Consider the following 21,948-nt stretch of genomic DNA (forward strand, 5'->3'; position numbering starts at 1 on the left):
TATCCCCACTTACCACCATACTCTCTTCGCCACGAAGGTAAAAAAGCCTTCGTGGCTTTCAACTCCGCCTGCCGATAAGATTCATCGTGAGCCATCAAGCGCTTTCAAGTAGTTGTGTTAAAAATTAATTTCCCCAAAGGATGGACTCTATGCGCGATGAAGAGAAATACACCAACACCGAGGAGCAGCTGCTCTATCTTCAAAAGTTGCTAGACGAAGAAGATACAGCCGCCCTGAATGAGCTATTTGCTGAGCTCGATATTTTAGCGATTGCGCGCACCCTTGAGTCTTTTCCCGCCAAAACCCGCGACCTGCTGTGGCAGTACGTTCCAGAAGCACTGCTCGGTGAGGTACTCGCTGAAGTAGATGAAGACATCCGTGCCGACTACATCGAAGACCTGACCGCTAGCGACGTTGAGCAAATTGTTAAAGGCCTGGATGCCCAGGAAGTCGCTGAGGTTCTTGATGTTGCTGACGAAGAGGTTAAGACCACCGTTTACGCCAGCCTAGACCAGGAGATCCGCGCCCAGGTTGAAAACCTCCATGCCTATGAAGAGGACGTGGTGGGCCGCTACATGGACCCAGAAACGGTCAATGTAAAGCAAGGGGTCTCGCTGGAAGCGGTACAACGCTATATCCGTATCCACCACCTGCTGGATGATGACTCCCAGCAGATCATGATTACCGATAAGGAGAAGCGCCTGCTGGGCACCCTGACACTGATCGACTTGGTCAAGCAGAATCAGGAGAGCACTGTGGATGAGTTCATGGACGATGCTCCCTACACGCTCAACGACCAGATGAAAGTCAGCGATGCCGCCGCCCTGCTGCGCTCCAAAGAGCTGCCCTTTGTGCCGGTATGCGACAGCGACGGGCTGCTCGTAGGCCAGTTAAACGCTGCCGACGTTTTGGAAATTACCCAAGACGATGCCGACATGACGCTCAAGCACATGTCGGGGATCAGCGATGAGGAAGAAGTATTTACCCCTATTCTGCGTAGTGCCAAAAGCCGCGGTATTTGGTTGGGTATTAACTTACTCACCGCCTTTTTGGCCGCCTTTGTTATCGGGCAGTTTGAAGCGGTGCTGGATCAAATCGTTGCGCTCGCCATTCTCATGCCGGTGGTTGCCAGCATGGGCGGCATTGCAGGCAGCCAGACCCTGACGGTGGTCATTCGCGGTTTAGCGCTTGGGCAAATTGCCGGTAACAACAAGCAGTGGCTCTACAACAAGGAGTTATGGGTAGGCATGAGCAACGGCCTGGTATGGGCGCTGGTGGTGGGCGGTATTTCCTACCTGTGGTTCAGCGACCCGCTGATTACCCTGGTCATTACCCTGGCGATCTTTATCAATATGAGCCTCGCCAACCTTTCCGGCGTCCTCATCCCGTTGGTTTTGAAGCGCCTGCAGATTGACCCCGCCCTCTCCGGCGCGGTGATTCTCACCACGGTCACCGATGTGGTGGGCTTTCTGTCGTTCTTGGGGTTGGCTACGCTGATTATTTTGTGATCCAGCAAATGCCCAACAGGCGGTGGATTCACTGGGTTTGGCGGGCGGTTTAAACCGCCTTGGCAACTGGGGTAGGCGCGGCTGCTCGCCAGTCTAAGCGCCGCCACCCTTCAACACTAGCCACCTCGGCAAGTACCGGGTCGGGGTTCACCGCCACGGCGCAATCCACATGCTGCAGTAGCGGCAGGTCGTTGCGGGAGTCGGAGTAGAACGTGGTGTGGCTAGGTGTAATCGCCTGCTCCGCCAGCCACTGCTGGAAGCGAATCACCTTGCCGCCACGGTAAGAGAGTTCGCCTTGGCTGCGTCCGGTATAAATATTCCCCTCCTCAGACGTAGCGACTTCCAGCTCCACCGCAAGCACGTGCTCAATCCCCAGCACGGCGGCAATCGGCGCTACCAAATGACGTGACGATGCGGAAATCAACACCAGGGTATCACCAGCTTGCCGGTGGTTATCCAGGCAGCGCCATGCTTGGTCAAAAATGCGCGGCTGTAAATGGGTAGCGACAAAGCGCTCGACCTCTTTTTCCACGTCGATGACCCGACGCCCACGTAGCGGTGCCAAGGTCATGGCCAGATACTCTTCCAACTTGAGCTTTCCCGCATGGTAGGCCTGCTGCATCTGCTCAGCGCGCGCTATAAAAGGCGCTACATCGCTGATCCACCCTTGCTCAATCATCCATAAATTCCAGCGGTCGCTGCAGTCTCCATCCAGGAGGGTGTCATCAAGGTCAAACAGGGCCAGGCGCATGGAAAACTCCTATCGTCGCGGTTTGGCGCGCGTAGGGTATGCCAGCGATGATGACAGGACGATGACGGCGCTCAGCGGTTCAGCCACGTTTTGGCAAACTCATCAGCCGGTAACGGGCGGCCAAACCAGTAGCCTTGTACCTGATGACAACCCATATCTGCCAACAGCGCTGCTTGTGCTTCACACTCGACCCCTTCCGCGAGGGTTTTCATTTCCAGCGTTTTAGCCATGGCAATGATGGTTTGCACAATCGCCCGATCATGGCGGTTATCAAGCATCGCGCGGACGAAGGAGATATCGATTTTCAGCGCGTCGGCAGCAAAACGGCGCAGGTAGGAGAGCGAAGAGTAACCGGTACCAAAATCGTCAATAAATAGCGCATACCCGGCCTGGCGCATGGCTTGGGTAATCATCACCGCTTGATCAGGGTCGCGCATAAAATCGCTTTCCGTCAGCTCCAGGGCAATGGCACTGGGCGAGATATCCGGCGTCAACTTAGCAATATGGGCCGTTAACTGCGGATCGGCGAACTGCTGGGCCGCTATGTTGATCGATAGCCTGCCAGGCAGTGGGGTCTTAGCGGCTTGCCAGGCGCTTAACTGGCGGGCGGCCTCTTCCAGCACCCAGTCGCCTAATAGCCGAATCAGCCCGCGCTCTTCGGCCAGGGGGATAAACTCGCCCGGACTCACCCAGCCCCACTCCGGGTCGTGCCAACGGCAAAGCGCCTCGGCACCGGTCAGCGCTTGGGTTTTCAGGTCTACCTGTGGCTGGAAATAGAGTTCAAGACGGCGCTCTATGATCGCTAAATGCAGCCGCTCGGTCATCCACTGGCGACGCTCTAGGGCATGGCGCATGGTTTGGGTATAGGGGGAGAGATTAGACTCAAGCTTTTTGGCATGGTGTAGCGCAATACTGGCCGCATTAAACAGCTCACCAGGGTCAGCCACATCGCCAGGGTAGCGGGCAAAGCCAATACTGATATCTAAGTTAAATACACGATGGCCTAAGCGAATAGGCCGCTTAATCAGTGTACTCAGTTGCTTCACTAGCTCATCTAATGTCGTGCGATCAATACTCGGCAATAGCAGTGCGAATTCGTCTCCCGACAGGCGTGCACAGTGTACGTCTGGCAACTCAAGATGCCGTATTCGCTCCGCCACTGTGGCAAGCAGCTGATCGCCCACTTGATGGCCATGAAGGTCATTAATCTCTTTAAACCGGCGCAAATCCAGCAACAGCAACGCCAGTGGCGAGCACTGCTGCTCCGATGCCTGCCCCATCTTGGCCAACAATTCCATAAACCGTGCGCGGTTGGGCAGCCCAGTTGTGCTATCGGTGTACGCTAGTTGATGAATATGACGATGGTCACGGCGGCGCTCTAACTCTGCAGCAGCACCGGTGGAGAGAATGCGTAACACCGAGGTGGCAAAGGCGTTGGTCGTCAGTGGTGCTTTATAAAACACCATCATGACGCCGATAGCCTCGCCTTTGGCATTATCTAACCGCCTACCAATCCACGCTTGGGCACTTAGTGCTGCTCCCGGCAGCATAAACCGCTGCCCATGATGCACCACGCCCTCCTGCTCAAGCACCACTCGTTCTAGCGGTGTATCACGCAATAAAAAGGAGTGGTTTTTACGCACCGCACCATTGGCCACCAAACTAACCGTACTTGCGGTTGTGGCTGGTAGCAGGTCATACGGGTAAGACGTATCGCTCTGCGGTGGCGACACCGGATGGTCCAGTAACGCAATGAAGCCCGCATCGGCTTCTAACAGAGTGGTCAGCGTAGCAATCAGCTGTTGAAAGTAGTCATCCCCCACCCGGGAAGTAACCGTTGAGGCCACCTTTACCACCGCCTGCTGCACCCGCTGCGCTTCTTGCTGATCAGTCACATCGGTAATAAAACCTTCCAGGCAGTGCACCTCGCCTGTGTCCGTAAAGACTGCCTGCCCCTGCTCCCACATCCAGCGTTCACTACCGTCTCGATGGCGAATGCGGTATGTCACACGGTAAGGACGCCGCTGACGAATGGCGCTGAGTATGTCTCTGTGTAGGCGCTCTTTATCATGCTGATGAACTAAGTTGGTAAAGCTGATGACACGGTTTTCTTCCAACTCATCAGGCCGATAGCCGGTCAGCGCTTCGGCTCCTTGACTTACCAGCTGCATCGTCCAGTCGTCATCGTTCAAACAGCGGTAGGCCATTCCTGGCAAATGATTAAGCAGCGTATTCAGCCGACGCTCACTCTCTTTGGAGGCCGTCTCGCTTTTGCGTAGTGCACTTTCCGCTTGGCGGCGGCCTAACTCCGCCCCCGCCTGGGCCGCTGCAATACGAAGGATTTCATTTTCCAGGCCATCAAACTGTACTGGCTGATTGTTCAGCACCGCCAGTAGGCCAATCGCCGAGCCATCAGGGGCATAAAGCGGCAGCCCCATATAGCTATCCGCATTGAGCTGGCATAACAAGTCATCATCTGGAAAGCGCGACTGGACATTGCAGGGGTAGAGGCACGGCTGGTGGCCTACTACCGTTTCGCAGGGTGTACCCGCTAATGAGTAAGAGATGTTGGGCTGAAGCGCCCCATTTGACCAAACGGCCAATGTTTCAGCTATATTATCTTGAGCGACCACTGCTACAAGCGCGTGATCCACCGTTAATAGGCGAGCAAGCTGTTCAACCAGTGTGGCAAAGAAGTTAGGGTGACCCGTGCATCCAATGACTTCTGCTAACTGGCAAAAAACTTCTGCTGCTTCTGTTTTTATGCGCATTGTCGCACTCGCTTATTTCAGTTAGAGCAGCTAAGCATTCCCACTGTTTTAACAAAGCACAGCGACGTTTGCAGCATAAACAGCTACCTTACTGATTGACAATGCTGCCTAATGCGATATCGGCGTAATTCACAATATTCCACAATATGCTAGAAGCGTCTTTCCCAAGCGCATGCATTTCCAGCTTCGCTGCACGGCATACAAGGAGATAACGATGACGGAGACCACTGCCGTCAGCGAAACGCTTTACACCACCCTCGCTGACCAGCTCCCCAGCTTTCTCAGTAACACCCTGCTGCAGTGTCAACGTTTGCCTTCGCTCCCGGCGGCAGCGCTTCAGGTATTAAATGTCGCGCGCGCTGCTGATGCGACGCTAAGCGACTATGCCAAAGCCATCGAATATGACCCCGCCCTTACCGCCCGTATCATGAGCGTTGCTAGCAGCGTGCACTACCTCGGCGCGGCGCAACCTCCGCATACTTGCTTCGATGCCACCCAACGCCTGGGCCTGGATGTTACCCTGGCCACCGTCCTAAGCTTCAGCTTATTTAGAAACGGCGATGAGGCGCACGGTAGGCGACAGTTCTGGCAGCGCGCCCTCACGTCAGCAGTAGCAGCTAGCTACCTCGCTCACCAGCTCTGTCCGCATCAAGCAGGTAGCGTATTCACCGCCGCTCTCCTTCAGGATATTGGCATACTGGCCCTGCAAATGGCTTACCCCGACGATGCAGAACGTCTCTATGCTGATGCCTATGATGCCCATCTCTCACATCAGCAGCTGATTCAGAATGAAAAGCGTCACTTCGGCTGTCATCATGCCTTGGTAGGCGCATGGCTCATGGCCAAATGGGGCGCACATGATAGCGTTGTCAGCGCGATTTACCACAGCCATGATGGTTTTAAGACAGACGATACAGCAGCACTTTGCTTGCGTATGTCGGGCCCTATTGCAGATGCGTGGCTATCGACCAACCCAGCCTTGGCCTTAGCAAGTGTAATGCGGCAGCTACAAGCGCTAGCCTCTTCCCATGACTGGGTATTAGCGTCACTGCTAACGCACTTAGAGCAAACAGTGCCTCCGCTGACGGAGACGCTAGGATTAAGCACACCGACAGTGATTGACAGTTTGGAGCTGCTCCAGAGCGCACAGCAGCTGCTGTATGAGCACACATTACTGCTTAGCTCGCGCCTGGATGCTCAACAAAAAGCCCATGACACTCTGCTCAACGATTACACGGCATTGGAACGGCGGAGCCGTACTGACCCCCTCACCCAGCTAGCTACGCGTGCTTGGCTTGAAGAGCAGCTACGGGAGCGCTTCCACCTCTGCCTCACTACCCAGCGAACAATGTCCGTCGTATTTATCGACCTGGATCACTTTAAAGCGCTTAACGACCACTATGGGCACCAAGCAGGCGATGAGGTGTTGGCCCAGTTTGGCAAAACCCTCACCTCTCTCATTCGCGTGGGCGACTTGGCGGGCCGCTATGGCGGGGAAGAGTTCCTGGTGATCTTGCCAGATGAAGATGCCACCGGAGCGAAGCGCTTTGCTGAGCGCATTACCCGACGGCTGCGGGAGTGCCCCCTGGCACGGGTAGGACAAGAGCCAGTGCATGTTTCCGTCTCGATTGGTGTGGCCTGCCTCACCGACGGTGGTTTTGGCAACGAACGAGAGCTGATTGACGCCGCCGACCAGAGCATGTACTTCGTCAAACGCTCTGGCCGGGGCGGTGTATCAGTTTACGGCCATTAAACCCCGGCAATTAGCTGGTCATGGCGTAAGGCAGGTAGAGGGCAATGCTGGGGAACAAATGCATGAGCGCAATCGCCAGCAGCATCAGTAGGAAGAACGGTAGCGTGGCTTTGGTAATGGTCAGAATGTCCTTACCGGTTAACCCCTGGATCACAAATAGGTTAAACCCGACCGGCGGGGTGATTTGCGACATCTCCACCACAATCACCAAGTAGATACCGAACCAGATTAAATCAAAGCCTGCCGCGCTGATCACCGGCATGATAATCGCCGTCACCAGTAGAATCAGCGAAATACCGTCCAGAAAGCAGCCCATGATGAGCAGCAGCAGCGTGAGCGCAATGAGCAGCATGGTGGGCGACAGCCCCATTTCGCCAATCGCCTGCGCCAGCTTCATGGGTACCTGGGTAAAGCCCATGGCCGAGGTTAAAAACGACGCCCCGGCAATAATAAAGGCAATCATGCAGGCCGTGCGTACCGCAGCAAACAGCGAATCGGTAAAAATCGCCCGATTAAAGTGGCCGTTGAACCGGGCAATGATCATCGACAGCACCACGCCCACCGCCGCCGCTTCCGTCGGCGATGCCAGCCCGCCGTAAATTGACACGATAATCCCGCCGATTAGCAGCAAAATAGGCACCAACGACCAGGTATTGCGCAGCTTTTCGGTAAAGCTCATATCGGATTCGTCAGCGCCTGTCAGGCCGTCACGGTTGCCTTTGAGCAGCGCCCAGAGCACCAAATAGGCCATAAATAGCGCCAGGATCATCAGGCCTGGGCCGATGCCCGCCATAAACAGCCGCGAGATGGATTGCTCGGTGACCACACCGTAAACGATGAGCACGATAGAGGGCGGAATCAGCAGGCCCAGCGTGGAAGCACTGGCGAGCGTACCGATTGCCATATTGCTGTCGTAACCACGGCGCTCTAACTCCGGCAGGGTCATTTTGCCCACCGTGGCGCAGGTCGCCGCCGATGAGCCACACACCGCTGCGAACATGCCGCTGCCAATGATGTTGGTATGCAGCAGGCGGCCCGGCAGACGGTTCAACCAAGGTGATAGCCCACGGAACATATTATCCGCCAGCCCCGAGCGGAACAGAATTTCCCCCATCCAGATAAACATCGGCAACGCCGTTAAATCCCAGCCGTAGCTTGCCCCCCAGAAATCAGAGGCCAGAATCGGGCCGGGGTCGAAGGGGCTGAAAAACTGCAGGGCAATCCACGCCGTGCCAATCAAGGCGAAGGCAATCCACACCCCGCTGCCCAGCAGCAGCACCAGGGTAAAAATAGTCGCTAAACTTAGTAGTAACACGAGGGTATCTCCCGGGTAGCCGCTTAATGCGCTTCGTTATCGTCGATGGAGGTGGCTTCGCGGAAGCTTGACGGATCGCGTAGCGCAATGCGCCCGGCCATCCACAGCGCTTCTAACAGCGCCAGAGCTAATAGCCCTACTCCAACGACCAGCACCACCTGGGGAATCCACAGGGGAATCGATAGAAAGCCTGATGACACATCATTGTACTCTAAGCTCTCTCTCGCTAAGCCAATCAGGCCATAGGCCAGCAGCACGCTGATCACTAACGCGATGATCAGGCCAAATACCTCAAACCAAACGCGTAGCGCCGAGGGCAGGCGGGAAATCAGCAGCGTTACCCGAATATGGGCATGATGCACAAACGTATAGGCCAACCCAAGAAAGGTGGCACCTACCAATAAATAGGAAGCCATTTCCGAGACGCCGGTAATGCTGACACCCAGCCGCTCCTGGCCGACCAACACCAATAGCGCATCCACTAAACGGAAAGTGACCTGGAGCGCGATCAGCGCACAAATCGCCACCATGCACGCTGCTGCGCCCCAGGCACCAAGGCGGTAGAGTTTGTCGAATTTAAACGTCATGTTCGCAGCCTCGCAGAGCGCGTGGAGAAAGGGGCAGCACACAGGCTGCCCCCGAGGGTTAACACATCAACGAGAGATTAGTTGCTACGCTGGGCACGATACGCTTCCAGCGCTTGCTTGGCTTCGTCATCCGCACGGGACTGCCAATCGGCAAACAGTTCATCACCTGCAGCTTGCAGCGCGGCGGCTACCTCGGCATTGGGCTGGGAGACGCTAATGCCGTTCTCCTGCAGAACAGCCAGGCTCGCCTCATTATCTTCGCGGCTCATCTGCCAGCCACGCTCTTCGGCACGGGCGGCTGCTTCCAGTAACGCCTCTTGCGTCGCCTCGTCTAAGCGGTCAAAGCTGCGCTGGCTGATAAATACAATGTTTTTCGGTAGCCACAGGTTAGCGTCGGTGTAGTCGGTGACGTAATCCCACGCGGCCATGGAGTTACCGGTAGAGCTTGAGGTAATCATGGCGTCTACACGGCCCGTGCTGAAGGCAGTGGGGATATCGGACTCTTCAGTTTCCGTTGGGCTACCGCCCAGGTTATCGACGAAGCGCTGGGTGTTGATGTTCGGCGCACGCACGCGCAGTCCTTCAAACTGAGCGGGGTCGGTCAGCGGCTCAGACGTATAGATACCCTGCGAAGGCCATGCGACGGCATAGAGCGGAATCAACCCCTCGTAAGCGAATAGGTCGGTAATCATCGGCTTGGTGGCTTGCCACAGCGCGTATGCATCATCGTAGCTACCGGCCACACCGGGCAGCGTATCCACTTCGAAGATTGGGTCGTCGTTGGAGAGGATTGACAGGAATACTTCACCGGCATCGATCGTGCCGCGGCGAACCGAGGGCTTAATCTCACCGTGGGAAACCAGCGAACCACCGCTGTGTACGGTAATGGTCAGCTCGCCGTCGGTGGCTTCCGCCACGTCTTCCGCGAACTGCTTGGTGTTTTGGGTATGGAAGCTGGCATCGCCATAGGGCGTCGCCATGGTCCACTCGGCGGCCTGGGCCGTGGCGGCTGCCGCCAAGCTGCAAGCAGTAGCGAGAAGCAGAGGTGTAGCAATACGTGGTCGCATGGGAGAAATCCTCTTAATTATCATGTGGGAGGTGTTGCTTCGGGGTGGAGGAAGAAGCGCTAGGGGTTACCCAGCGCCCAGTCAAACAAGTATTAGTAATGTCCGTATGTTTTTCAGCGGCATACTCTAGCGCGCACTCCTGCGCCAAACGGCCAACACTACGGCAGAAGCGTGGATGGTTAGCACTGCGCCAAATAACATCATAGTGCATGGCAGGCAGCGGCGCGGGCAGCGCCAAACGGTACAGCTCGCCCCGCCGCCACTCATCCAGCACGGTGGCCACCGGCAGCGCGCCAATCCCCAGCCCTTCCGTGGTTAAGCGCAAAATGGTCATCAAGGTGCTCACGCTATGAATACGCGGCTGGCGAACCCCTTGGTCGGCCAAATAGCGCACTAACTCCTCATAAGGGCGCGCCAGCTTGCCAAAGGAGATAAACGGCAGGGTTGAGTGCCAGGCATCAGGGCGCTTGCTTAACATCCGGGCGTGCCGAGGTGAAACAAACATCCCCATTTCATAGGGGCTGAGCGTCTCATGGTCGATCTGCTCGGGGGGTAGATAACCGTTCATGGCCAGCAGAATATCAAGCTCGTTACTGTTCAACCGTTCGTTCAGTGCTGGGGAGTAATCCACCGTGAGTTCGATAATCAGCCGCGGATAGCGCTCGGTGAGGCGCTGCATAAACGTGGGGAACCAGCTGTGGGCGATGGTTTCAATCGTGCCCAGGCGCAGCGGGGCGGAAAAGGCCTCTTCGCTATCGAAGAGCTTGAGGGCTTCATCGCGCTGGGCCAGCATTCGCTCGGCGTGAAGAAAGAACTCCCGCCCGCGCATGGTGGGTTGAATGGGACGCGCCGAGCGCTCAAGCAGTAGCTCGCCCACCGTGCTCTCTAACCGCGAGATGCGCTCAGACACCGAGGGCTGGGTAATATGCAAACGCACCGCTGCTTTACGAAAAGAGCCAAGCCGCACTGCCCATACAAAAGCGTCGAGTTCCTTAAAATCCAGCATCGTACTTAACCAGCCTGTAAAAAAGCATTTAGGGAAAGCACCGTGTGAGGTACTTTCACCACGCCGCCCACCTTAGGTAACCAAGGTGAAGCGTCGCTATGCAAATGTGTGTACAACCTGCCGTAATGAGCATGGGCAAGCTGTTGCGGGGCTGGCAACCACATGTGGTACTCCTCGACATCCCCCTTTCATTGCCATTTTTATGGGTAGCGCAACGGCGTTACATACGGCAGATAAGGGCGTCTTTTTTGTAATCTTTTTTGAGTCGCTTTATTTAGTTGATAATCGTATAGCGCTCTAGCGTCAACTATTTTTCCACTAAATAACAGTATGATAGGTAGTGCCGATACTTAATATCGTTAAAAACGATTGGCACTTGCGCCATAGGCTCCATATATTATTTTTGCGCTAATACAAACATAAACACGCTGACTAGTTAGTAATCATGATAAGCGCCTGCTCGCACTCTTTTGACTAATCAACCGCGATATCAACCACTAACAACACGCAACCCTGCAGGAGACGTTATGGCGATTCCGCTACTTAACTGCGACATGGGCGAAAGTTTCGGCAACTGGTCGATGGGTTTGGATGCCGATGTCATGCCCCATGTTGACTGTGCCAACATTGCCTGCGGCTACCACGCCTCGGACCCCCATGTGATGCGTAAAACGGTGACACTGGCCGTCCAGCATGGCGTGAAGATCGGCGCGCACCCCGGCTACCCGGATTTAATGGGCTTTGGCCGCCGTTCCCTGGCCTGCTCGCCTGCCGAGGTGGAGGATATGATGCTCTACCAGATCGGCGCGCTGGCGGGTATTTGCCAAGCGGAAGGCACCACGCTGAGTTACGTGAAGCCCCACGGCGCGATGTACAACGACATGGCCGCCAACTTGGAGCTACTGGAAGGTGCCATGCGCGCCGTGAAGGCATTCGATGCCCGCCTGCCGCTGATGGTGATGGCCACGGCTAACCCAGAGCTACATCGCCAATTAGCGGAAAAAATGGGTGTGACGCTATGGTTTGAAACCTTCGCTGACCGCGCTTATGAGGCCACCGGCCACTTGGCCTCCCGCCGCCTCCCCGGGGCCGTGCACCACGATCAGGCCACCATCGTTGCCCAAGCCGTGGCCCTAGCCAAAGGCGAAGCGCTGACCGCCCGTGACGGCAGCGCCTTACAGCTCCCCTGCGATACGCTGTGCGTGCATGGCGATAACCCCGAATCCGTGGCCGCCGTGCGCGCCATCCGTGAGGCCTTTACGGCGTTGGAGTCCGCGTGAAACTGCGCTTGGAGACGGCAGCGATGGACGCTCTGACGGTGCGCCTGTTCGAGGCCATAGATGAAACCAATATGGCGTGGATCATCGCCGCTGACGAAGCGCTGCGGCGCGCCTTTGGTCACGCGCTGATCGACCTGATCCCGTCGTACACCACCCTGCTGGTGCACTACGACTGCCAGCAACTCACCTTTGCCCAGGCTACCACTCTGGTACGCAACGCGCTGCGCAACCTCACGCCTGCCGATGCCCAGCAGGGCCAGCTCCATGAAATCCCTGTGTGGTACGACGAGAGCGTTGGCCCCGAGCTACCGGTAGTCGCCAAGCGCGCAGGGCTCAGCGTCGAGGCGCTGATTGAGCGCCACTGTGGCCACGACTACTGCGTGTTCGCACTCGGTTTTGCCCCTGGCTACGGCTTTATGGGCCTGGTGGACGAAGCCATTGCCACCCCGCGCTTAAAAACCCCACGCCGCCGCGTCGCAGCCGGTAGCGTCGGCATTGCCGACCGGCAAACCGCCATTTATCCCCTGCTCTCCCCGGGCGGCTGGAACATTCTTGGCAGAACGGCGGTGCCGCTTTTCGAGCACGCCAAACGCGGCGAGCCGCTGCTGCGCCCTGGCGATAAAGTGCGCTTTAAGGCGATATCCCAATCAGCATTTGAAGCAGCAGGGGGCGATACCACCCCGCTGGAGGAGCGGTCATGAGCCAACCCATGTTGACCGTTAAACAAGCCGGGCCGCTGGCGCTGATTCAAGATTCGGGCCGTTTCGGGGTCGGCCACCTAGGCGTTACCCAGGGCGGTGCCGCCGACTGGATCTCCTTCCGCTGGGCCAACTGGCTACTGGGCAACTCGCTCGATAGCGCAGCGCTGGAAATCGTCATGGGCGGCAATCTCACGCTGGTGGCCAATAGCGAGGTACGCCTCGCCCTAGCGGGGGCCGACCTTGCCGCCACGCTGGATGGCCAGTCACTTGCGCCCAATGCCAGCTTTATAATGAAAACCGGCCAAGCGCTGGTATTTCGCCAGCCTCGCTGGGGCCTGCGCGCCTATCTCGCCTTTCCTGGCGGGCTCGATGCGCCAGAGGTGCTAGGCAGTCAAGCGTGCACCGTAAGAGAGCACATCGGCGGCCTGCACGAAGATGGCAAGCCCCTAACAACCGGCGATCAGCTCACCTGGAAAGGCAGCAGCGCCACACCGCGTAGGCTGCCTCAAGGTGCCTATACTCCCCTGCCCGATCCAGCAGAAAATGTGCTGGACATGGTACTGGGTTCCCAAGCCGCGCACTTTGCCGGGCGCAGCCTGTTTGACGCCTTCAACCAGTCCTGGACGGTGGACCAGCGTGCTGACCGTATGGGTATCCGGCTAACCGGTAAAGCGCTGAACAGCCGCCTGGGTGGCATCGTCTCCGAAGGGATTCCGCTGGGGGCGGTGCAGATTCCCCCCGACGGCCAGCCGATTATTCTGATGAACGATCGACAAACCATCGGCGGCTACCCGCGCTTAGGCGCTTTGACGCCGATGGCCTGCGCCCGCCTCGCCCAGTGCTTGCCGGGCACGAAAGTGCGTTTGCAGCCGATTAGCGCCACCCAGGCGCAGGCGGCGTATCGCCAGCAGCTCAGCGTTTGGCGTTAGCAACGAAAAAGCCCGCACCTTTCGGTGCGAGCTTCTTTCGGTGGGTGCTTGCTAGGGCATACAGCGCCCGGGGGATTTACGAGGCGACGTCGAAACGGTCGGCGTTCATCACCTTCGTCCAGGCGGCAACGAAGTCTTTGACGAACTTCTCGTGGTTATCGTCCTGGGCGTATACCTCTGCGTAAGAGCGCAGCAGCGAGTTGGAACCAAACACCAGGTCAACGCGGGAGGCGGTCCACTTCACCGTATCGGTTTTACGGTCGCGGATTTCGTAAACATGATTGCCTACCGGCACCCAAGCGTTGCCCATGTCGGTCAGGTTAACGAAGAAGTCGTTCGTTAGCTGGCCTTCACGGTCTGTAAATACGCCGTGTTTAGTGCCACCGTAGTTGGTGCCCAGTACGCGCATACCGCCAAGCAGCACGGTCATTTCCGGGCCGGTTAAGCCCATCAGCTGGGCGCGGTCTAGCAGCATTTCTTCTGGCTTCACTACGTACTCTTTCTTCTGCCAGTTGCGGAAGCCATCCGCCAGCGGCTCCAGAGGCGCGAAGGAGTCGGCATCGGTCATTTCCGCAGTGGCATCGCCACGACCTTTCAGGAAGGGCACGCGCACCTCGTAACCGGCGGCTTTCGCTGCTTTCTCGATACCTACGCTACCCGCCAGCACAATAATGTCCGCGATGCTGGCGCCGGTGTCGGCAGAAATCTGCTCGTAAACGCTTAGCACTTTGGCCAGGCGCTCCGGCTCGTTACCCTGCCAATCCTTCTGCGGTGCCAGACGGATACGGGCGCCGTTGGCACCACCGCGCATATCCGAACCACGGTAAGTACGTGCGCTATCCCAAGCGGTCGACACCATGTCGCTAATGCTCAGGCCGCTTTCAGCGATTTTCTTTTTGACCACTTCTTCGCAATAGTCGGTATTCCCTGCTGGAATCGGGTCTTGCCAAATCAGGTCTTCCGCCGGTACTTCCGGGCCGATGTAGCGAGACTTGGGCCCCAGGTCACGGTGGGTCAGCTTGAACCAGGCTTTGGCGAAGGTTTTCTTGAAGTACTCCGGGTCGGCCATGAATTTTTCGCAGATGGCGCGATAGGTCGGGTCCATCTTCATCGCCATGTCCGCATCGGTCATGATCGGGTTGTGGCGAATAGAAGGGTCACTGGCGTCGACCGGCTTATCTTCTTCTTTAATATCGATAGGCTCCCACTGGTGGGCACCGGCGGGGCTCTTTCTTAGCTCCCACTCGTAGCCGAACAGCAGATCGAAGTAGCCCATATCGAACTGAGTCGGGTTGGTGGTCCAGGCGCCTTCAATGCCCGAAGTCACGGCGTTGCTCGCCTTACCCTGCATATTGGGGTTGTTCCAACCAAAGCCCTGGTTCTCAACGTCTGCGGCTTCCGGCTCGGCACCCAGCGCCGAGGCGTCGCCATTACCGTGACACTTACCCACGGTGTGGCCGCCTGCGGTAAGGGCCGCGGTCTCTTCATCGTTCATCGCCATACGGGCGAACGTTTCACGCACCTGCTGGGCGGTTTTCAGCGGGTCGGGCTGGCCGTTAACACCTTCAGGGTTAACGTAGATCAAGCCCATCTGCACCGCAGCCAGCGGGTTTTCCATGGTTTCCGGCTTGTTCACATCGCCGTAGCGCTCGTCAGAAGGTGCCAGCCACTCTTTTTCGTCACCCCAGTAAATGTCTTTCTCGGGTTCCCAAATGTCGGCGCGGCCAAACGAGAAGCCGTAGGAGGGTAGGCCCATAGATTCATAGGCCACGGTACCAGCCAGAATCATTAGGTCTGCCCAGCTGATTTTATTACCGTACTTTTTCTTAACCGGCCACAGCAAGCGGCGTGCTTTATCCAGGCTGACGTTGTCCGGCCAGGAGTTGAGCGGTGCAAAACGCTGGCTGCCGGTTCCGCCGCCCCCACGGCCATCAGCAATACGGTAGGTGCCTGCGGCGTGCCAAGCCATACGGATCATCAAACCGCCGTAGTGCCCCCAGTCTGCGGGCCACCACTCTTGGCTGTCGGTCATTAGCGCATGGACATCTTTTTTCAGCGCGTCGAAGTCGAGCTTACGCACTTCTTCACGGTAGTTGAAATCCGGGTCCATCGGGTTCGATTTGCGATCTTGCTGATGCAAAATATCCAGGTTCAACCCTTCTGGCCACCAATCTTTGTTGGAAGTACCAGTCGAGGTGTTACCACCGTGCATGACAGGACATTTACCGCTCATAGCTCTCTCCCTTATTGCTCTTATGCCTTGGCGATACCAAGGGAACAAATGCTTTGCATCATGGCTGTACGCGGCTGTATCAACGCCAGCGGATGCGGTATTCATGTCTTACAGTTTTAAAGCACCTTCCCGATAGCTACAATTTGCATTTAATCACCAGCCTGATAGTTATTAGTAATTAAATCGTGGAACGGAGCGCTAAGTGCCCCGCTCCACGTCAGTCTATCGCTTCACTGAATCACTCCACCAGTGGCAGTAGAGCATTAATGCTATCGCGAGCATCGCCGTAGAACATACGCGTGTTCTCCTTGAAGAACAGCGGGTTCTCGATGCCCGAGTAGCCGGTGCCCTGGCCACGCTTGCTGACAAACACCTGCTTCGCTTCCCATACCTTGAGAACCGGCATCCCGGCGATGGGGCTGTTGGGGTCCTCTTCGGCGGCAGGATTGACGATGTCGTTGGAGCCGATAACGATGACCACGTCGGTACTGGCAAAGTCGTCATTGATCTCGTCCATTTCCAGCACGATATCGTAGGGCACCTTGGCTTCCGCCAGCAGCACGTTCATATGGCCTGGCAAGCGCCCAGCCACGGGGTGAATGCCGAAGCGGACGGTTTTGCCTGCAGTGCGCAGCTTACGCACTAAATCGCTCACCGCCGTTTGCGCCTGGGCCACCGCCATGCCGTAACCCGGCACAATAATGATGCTGTCGGCATCGTTGAGCGCCGTGGCAACGCCGTTGGCATCAATGGACACCTGCTCGCCTTCAATTTCTGCAGCTGGCCCTTTAGTGCCGCCAAAGCCGCCTAGGATCACGCTGACGAAGTTGCGGTTCATCGCCTTACACATAATGTAAGAGAGAATCGCACCAGAGGAGCCCACCAGCGCACCGGTCACAATCAGCAAGTCGTTGGAGAGCGTGAAACCAATGGCCGCCGCCGCCCAGCCGGAGTAGCTGTTCAGCATCGAGACCACCACCGGCATATCCGCCCCGCCGATACCCATGATTAGGTGGTAACCGATAAAGAACGCTAGCGCCGCAATCACCAACAGCGTCCAGAAGCCGGCACCGTTGAGGTAAAGTATCGCCAACAGCAGTGAGAGCGCCGCCGCTCCGGCATTCAGCATATGGCCGCCGGGCAGCTGCCGTGGTTTGCCATCCACTTTGCCAGCGAGCTTACCGAAGGCAATCACCGAGCCGGTAAAGGTTACCGCGCCGATAAAGATGCCCAGCACCACCTCGATTTGCAGGAACATCAGCTCATCGGGGGCTTTGGTGGCCACCAGGGCGGCAAAGGCGGAGAACTGGTCCAGCGATGCCTCAGCGGCGCGGGCAGCCATCACTCGGCGGCGTTCCAGGTCTGCACTCCAGGCCACAAATACCGCTGCCAAGCCCACAAAGCTGTGCAGCGCCGCTACCAGCTGGGGCATTTCGGTCATTTCGACCTTACCCGCCACGTAGGCCCCAATGGCCGCGCCAATCAGCATCATCGGAATCAGCCACCAGTAGCCGCCGATACCTGGGCCGAACGAGGTGAAAAACACCGCCAGCGCCATACCAACAATGCCGTACCACACGGCCCGTTTGGCTTTTTCCTGGTTACTCAGGCCGCCCAGCGACAGAATAAACAGCACGCTTGCCGCAATCGCTGCGGCAGATACGAATCCTTGCTCTAACATATCGTCTCTCCGCCGCTTAGGATTTTTGGAACATGGCCAGCATCCGGCGTGTTACCAGGAAGCCACCCACGATATTGATTGATGCGATTAACACCGAAATCGCCGCCAGCACGCTAACCACCGCGCTGCCCGAGCCAATTTGCAGGATCGCCCCCAAAATAATGATGCCGGAAATGGCGTTAGTGACCGCCATCAGCGGTGTATGCAGCGAGTGGCTGACTTTCCAAATCACCTGGAAGCCGATAAAGCAGGCCAGCACAAAGACAATAAAGTGCTGCATGAACGAGGCCGGTGCCACTAAGCCAAGCAGCAACATCAGCGCGCCACCCACTGCCAGCATGCTCACCTGGCGCTTGGTTTGCGCTTTAAAGGTGGCAAGCTCGGCGGCCTTCTTCTCTTCAGGCGTGGGTTCTTTCTCTTTCTTCTTCGGCTTGGCCGCGCCAATGGCTTTCACCTTGGGCGGCGGCGGCGGGAAGGTGATCTCCCCTTGGTGGGTCACCGTAGCCCCGCGAATGACGTCATCCTCCATGTTGTGGTGGATAACGCCGTCTTTCTCTGGGGTGAGATCGGTAAGCATGTGGCGAATATTAGTGGCGTAGAGCAACGAGGCCTGTGTCGCCATGCGCGAGGGGAAATCGGTATAGCCGATCACCACCACGCCGTTATCGCTCACCACGCGCTCGTCGGGCTTGGTCAGGTCGCAGTTGCCGCCCTTCTCGGCGGCTAAGTCCACAATCACCGAGCCGGGCTTCATGGCAGCGACCATATCTTCCAGCCACAGCTTAGGCGCAGGCTTGCCGGGAATCAGCGCCGTGGTAATCACAATATCCACATCCGGCGCCTGCTCGCGGAAGCACGCTAGCTGCTTTTCGCGGAACTCAGGGCTTGAGGGTGCCGCGTAGCCACCACTCTCGGAGCCATCCTGGCTCTCGTCGAAATCAAGGAACAGGAACTCAGCGCCCATGGACTCGATCTGCTCGGAGACTTCGGGACGCACATCAAAGGCGCGCACCACGGCCCCTAAGCTGGTCGCCGTACCAATCGCAGCTAGCCCCGCGACCCCGGCCCCGATCACCAGCACCTTGGCAGGCGGTACTTTGCCCGCGGCGGTCACCTGGCCGGTAAAGAAGCGGCCGAAGTTGTTCCCCGCTTCAATCACCGCACGGTAGCCCGCAATGTTCGCCATGGAGGAGAGCGCGTCCATCTTCTGCGCCCGGGAAATACGCGGCACCATGTCCATCGCGATGACGGTCGCGCCTTGGGCTTTACAGGTTTCCAGCAGCGCTTCGTTCTGCGCTGGCCAGAAGAAAGCAATTAGCGTTTGGCCTTTCCGCAGCTGTTTAGCTTCGGCATCAGTCGGCTCGCGGACTTTAATGACCACCTCAGCGTCGCGCCAGAGTGCCTCAGCACTCTCCACCACGGCCACACCAGCGTCACGATAAGTGTCGTCATTAAAACCCGCTGCCAAGCCGGCACCTGTTTCAACAAGACACTCATGGCCCAGCTTCTGCAGGTGCTTCGCGCTCTCGGGGGTCAGCGCGACCCGCGCCTCTCCCCGAGCAATCTCTTTCGGTGCGCCTATTTTCACACGCCTTCTCCCTTGGTTTGTTCGCATTCAGCGCCCAACCCCTCGCCGCTGGGTAATGACCCCAGCGTCTTTGGGCACCGCCTATTCACTATTGCCTATTCACTATTGCGCAAAATAACGCGACAGATAGCAGTTTAGGATGTGTCCTCAAACCCGCCAGTGGCCATTCAACCTTTGATTCAACTGCGTTGTTTATCTACAACACCGCTACATACCAGACATTTTTTTACCGGCTAGCACTCTGTGCAAACGCGGTCAGCTCGTCATAGAGCCACACGTTTTCAGGGGCATTGGCGTAGAGGTTGTGCTGGATCAGCGTCATGGTTAAGGCGGGTAGCTCGTCAGGCGGGGCGACCATGCGAACGGGCAGCATAGCAACGAAGCGCTCGGCCATTTGCCGGGGCAAGGTAATAATCGCATCGGTGAGCGCTACTACCCGTGCGGCGGCTATGTAGTTAAGGTTTTTAGAGATCACCCTACGGCTAAGGCCATGCTGGGCAAGGCAGTTTTCGATACGGCTCGGCACTAAACCACTGATATCGGCCAGCTCTACATGAGGCTGGCGGGCAAACTGCTCTAACGCCAAGGCATCACCTACATGGGCGTTGTGTCGGGCGGCTAGACACACCAGCTCTTCGTGCATCCAGGGCGTTTGCACCACGCCGCTGGGTAGCGATGACTGGCTATCTAGCCCCACTACCATATCCACCTGGCGCTGCTCTAGGGCCTCGCTAAGCACTTCCGGGGTAATAAGTTCAATCGAGAAACTGATGCCCGGCGCATAGCTCAGCAGTTGGCTAAGAAATGCCGGATACATGACCTCTTCAAAGTAGTCGGTGGTCGCCAGAGTAAAGCGCCGGGTGCTGGTGGCTGGGTCAAAGGAAGCAGGCGGTGCAAGGCCTTCCTGCAACGCGGCTAAGGCTTGCTGTACCACCGGCAGCAGCGCGAGCGCTCTGGGGGTTGGCTGCAGCCCTTGCTCGGTGCGTACCAATAGCGGGTCGTTTAGCGCTTCACGCAGGCGCTTGAGTGAATGGCTCAACGCTGGCTGGCTTAAATGAAGCTTTTCAGCGGCGCGGGTCACATGACGCTCGCGCATCAGCACCTCAAACACCAGTAGCAGGTTTAGATCAAAGTGGCGGAGCGAACGCATAGCGCCTCATTATTTATGTAACGAATGATTTCATTCTAAACATTCATTTTATTCATCGCCAAAAATTCCTTATCGTCGCGCTTCTTTGAGCTCCCTACCACCGCTCGCTTTCGACTGTACACCCTTTTCACTGCCCATCCTTTTCACTATTCACTACAGGAGTACCCGTTAGGTGACCCCATCGCAGATCATGCCCAGCCTGTTTGGTGATGTTATCTCCACCTTTATGGGCGTGCCTAAAGCCACTGACCCGCACGCCACGGATGCCGAGGTAGTGGTCAGCGGTGTGCCGTTTGACCTAGCGTGTTCAGGCCGTTCAGGCACCCGTATGGGGCCGAATGCCATTCGCCAAAGCACCGCCAACCTGATCTGGGAAGGCAAGCGCTGGCCGTGGGACTTCGCCCTGGAAGAGCGCCTGAAGGTATGCGATGCGGGTAACCTGGACTACGCCTACGGCGAGCCGGAGAGCCTGGTGGACAACCTGGAAACCCACGCCATGCGCTGGCTGAAAGCGGGCAAAAAGATGTTAACGCTGGGCGGCGACCACTACATCAGCCTGCCGCTGCTGCGCGCCCATGCCCGCGAGCACGGCCCGCTGGCACTGATTCACTTTGATGCCCACACCGACACCTACGAGCAAGGCACGCGTTTCGACCACGGCACTATCTTCCATCACGCCTTACAAGAGGGCCTGGTGGTGCCAGAGCATTCGCTGCAAATTGGTATTCGCACTAGCTATGACCGCCACAACCACCCTTATGAGGTGCTAGACGCCGACTGGGTGAACGACCACGGCCCCGCCGCCGTGCTGGAGCGCATCCGCGCCAAAGTAGGCCACCACCCGGCGTATGTAACGCTGGATATCGATGGCCTAGACCCAGCCTTCGCACCGGGCACCGGCACGCCGGTATGCGGCGGTATGTCCACCGATCTGATGCTAAAAGTAATGCGCGGCATGGTGGGGATGGAGCTGGTAGGGATGGACCTAGTGGAAGTCAACCCCGCCTACGACCACGGCGATATCACATCGCTAGCGGCCGCTACGCTGGGGTTGGAGTTTTTATATGTGCTGGCGGCGTCTAAACGCGTTCCATAACCCCTGGATAGCGCTGCTTGGCTCGATAGAGGCGATAAATAGTGATGGCATTGGTCACAATCACAAGCGCCTCGGCTAAGGTTCCTCCTACCGAACCTACGAGAATATGGCTAAGCGCCCATGCCAATGCGGCTAACCCTAAAAAGACACGCATTGGAATGCCACGCAGCAGGAACATACCCACAGTACCTAGCACCATGGCAATGATGGCAGGTAGGTCTGCCCAGCCCTGCCAAGTGAAGGCTGCAGCGACACCACTTGCGGCTAGCGTCGCTGCCATGGCCATTTTGCTGCCTGGGTAGCGGCGTGCCAGGGCAATGCGCATAATAACCAATAAAGATAGTGCCGCTGCCGTCCAGCTGCCGAAAAACATAAATTGCAAGGCAAACGCTACATTAGCGGAGAGCAGCAGCACTAATAGCCGGTCATCCTGCTTGCTTGCAAACGCCCATACGCACAGTATTAGCGACACTAGGCCAAAGAACTGGCCGGCGAGCGTGCTATAGCTCTCTATCATCAAGTGGCGGACTCC

17 protein-coding genes are annotated in these 21,948 nt (G+C 57.2%); 6 read left to right on the plus strand and 11 right to left on the minus strand.

Annotated features, from left to right (window positions below; all coding sequences use genetic code 11):
- Positions 1-149: 149 nt before the first annotated feature.
- Entirely contained in the window at positions 150-1,508 is a 1,359-nt protein-coding gene (gene mgtE / locus LG300_RS14810) for a magnesium transporter (protein WP_404376072.1), read from the plus strand.
- Between the two features lie 49 nt (positions 1,509-1,557).
- Here mgtE and LG300_RS14815 read toward each other — a convergent pair whose 3' ends face one another.
- The gene (locus LG300_RS14815) at positions 1,558-2,259 is read right to left on the minus strand and encodes an HAD family hydrolase (RefSeq protein WP_404376073.1); all 702 of its coding nucleotides are present in this window, start codon (positions 2,257-2,259) and stop codon (positions 1,558-1,560) included.
- Between the two features lie 71 nt (positions 2,260-2,330).
- Positions 2,331-5,030 carry an EAL domain-containing protein gene (locus tag LG300_RS14820; RefSeq protein WP_404376074.1) on the minus strand — a complete coding sequence of 900 codons (2,700 nt, stop codon included), beginning with the start codon at positions 5,028-5,030 and terminating at the stop codon, positions 2,331-2,333.
- Positions 5,031-5,244: 214 nt separating this feature from the next.
- Here LG300_RS14820 and LG300_RS14825 point away from each other — a divergent pair, with 214 nt between their 5' ends.
- Positions 5,245-6,783, plus strand: a complete 1,539-nt coding sequence (locus LG300_RS14825) for a diguanylate cyclase (RefSeq protein WP_404376075.1) — start codon at positions 5,245-5,247, stop codon at positions 6,781-6,783.
- 10 nt (positions 6,784-6,793) lie between these two features.
- Here the strand turns inward: LG300_RS14825 and LG300_RS14830 are convergent, their stop codons facing one another.
- From LG300_RS14830 to LG300_RS14845, 4 genes are all read right to left on the minus strand, one after another.
- On the minus strand, positions 6,794-8,098 hold the full coding sequence (locus LG300_RS14830; RefSeq protein WP_404376076.1) for a TRAP transporter large permease: 1,305 nt from the start codon (positions 8,096-8,098) through the stop codon (positions 6,794-6,796).
- 23 nt (positions 8,099-8,121) lie between these two features.
- Positions 8,122-8,685: a TRAP transporter small permease gene (locus tag LG300_RS14835; RefSeq protein ID WP_404376077.1), complete on the minus strand. Its 564-nt coding sequence runs from the start codon at positions 8,683-8,685 to the stop codon at positions 8,122-8,124.
- A gap of 77 nt (positions 8,686-8,762) precedes the next feature.
- Entirely contained in the window at positions 8,763-9,752 is a 990-nt protein-coding gene (locus LG300_RS14840) for a TRAP transporter substrate-binding protein (protein WP_404376078.1), read from the minus strand.
- Positions 9,753-9,765: 13 nt separating this feature from the next.
- Positions 9,766-10,758 carry a LysR family transcriptional regulator gene (locus tag LG300_RS14845; RefSeq protein WP_404376079.1) on the minus strand — a complete coding sequence of 331 codons (993 nt, stop codon included), beginning with the start codon at positions 10,756-10,758 and terminating at the stop codon, positions 9,766-9,768.
- 527 nt (positions 10,759-11,285) lie between these two features.
- Between LG300_RS14845 and LG300_RS14850 the strand changes: the two genes are divergently transcribed.
- From LG300_RS14850 to LG300_RS14860, 3 genes are read left to right on the plus strand one after another with little or no spacing between them, the layout of a single operon-like run.
- Positions 11,286-12,038, plus strand: coding sequence for a 5-oxoprolinase subunit PxpA (locus tag LG300_RS14850; protein ID WP_404376080.1), 753 nt, complete (start codon positions 11,286-11,288; stop codon positions 12,036-12,038).
- Positions 12,035-12,739 carry a 5-oxoprolinase subunit PxpB gene (gene pxpB / locus LG300_RS14855; protein WP_404376081.1) on the plus strand — a complete coding sequence of 235 codons (705 nt, stop codon included), beginning with the start codon at positions 12,035-12,037 and terminating at the stop codon, positions 12,737-12,739. The genes LG300_RS14850 and pxpB overlap by 4 nt, the downstream gene beginning before the upstream one ends.
- Positions 12,736-13,668: a biotin-dependent carboxyltransferase family protein gene (locus LG300_RS14860; protein ID WP_404376082.1), complete on the plus strand. Its 933-nt coding sequence runs from the start codon at positions 12,736-12,738 to the stop codon at positions 13,666-13,668. The genes pxpB and LG300_RS14860 overlap by 4 nt, the downstream gene beginning before the upstream one ends.
- Before the next feature lie 76 nt (positions 13,669-13,744).
- Here the strand turns inward: LG300_RS14860 and katG are convergent, their stop codons facing one another.
- The 4 genes from katG to LG300_RS14880 form a co-directional block, all read right to left on the minus strand.
- Positions 13,745-15,901, minus strand: a complete 2,157-nt coding sequence (katG, locus tag LG300_RS14865; protein WP_404376083.1) for a catalase/peroxidase HPI — start codon at positions 15,899-15,901, stop codon at positions 13,745-13,747.
- 238 nt (positions 15,902-16,139) lie between these two features.
- A complete protein-coding gene (locus LG300_RS14870) occupies positions 16,140-17,582 on the minus strand; it encodes an NAD(P)(+) transhydrogenase (Re/Si-specific) subunit beta (RefSeq protein WP_404376084.1) in 1,443 nt (480 codons plus the stop codon).
- Positions 17,583-17,598: 16 nt separating this feature from the next.
- Complete coding sequence (locus LG300_RS14875) at positions 17,599-19,170, minus strand: Re/Si-specific NAD(P)(+) transhydrogenase subunit alpha (RefSeq protein WP_404376085.1); 1,572 nt, start codon at positions 19,168-19,170, stop codon at positions 17,599-17,601.
- A 226-nt stretch (positions 19,171-19,396) separates the two neighbouring features.
- Positions 19,397-20,320: a LysR family transcriptional regulator gene (locus LG300_RS14880; protein WP_404376086.1), complete on the minus strand. Its 924-nt coding sequence runs from the start codon at positions 20,318-20,320 to the stop codon at positions 19,397-19,399.
- Positions 20,321-20,510: 190 nt separating this feature from the next.
- Between LG300_RS14880 and speB the strand changes: the two genes are divergently transcribed.
- Complete coding sequence (gene speB, locus LG300_RS14885) at positions 20,511-21,416, plus strand: agmatinase (RefSeq protein WP_404378048.1); 906 nt, start codon at positions 20,511-20,513, stop codon at positions 21,414-21,416.
- Here the strand turns inward: speB and LG300_RS14890 are convergent.
- Entirely contained in the window at positions 21,400-21,933 is a 534-nt protein-coding gene (locus LG300_RS14890; protein ID WP_404376087.1) for a YgjV family protein, read from the minus strand. The two genes, speB and LG300_RS14890, sit on opposite strands and share 17 nt — an antisense overlap.
- Positions 21,934-21,948: the final 15 nt, after the last annotated feature.

It is taken from the genome of Vreelandella aquamarina (assembly GCF_044805175.1).
GTDB lineage: Bacteria > Pseudomonadota > Gammaproteobacteria > Pseudomonadales > Halomonadaceae > Vreelandella > Vreelandella aquamarina_B.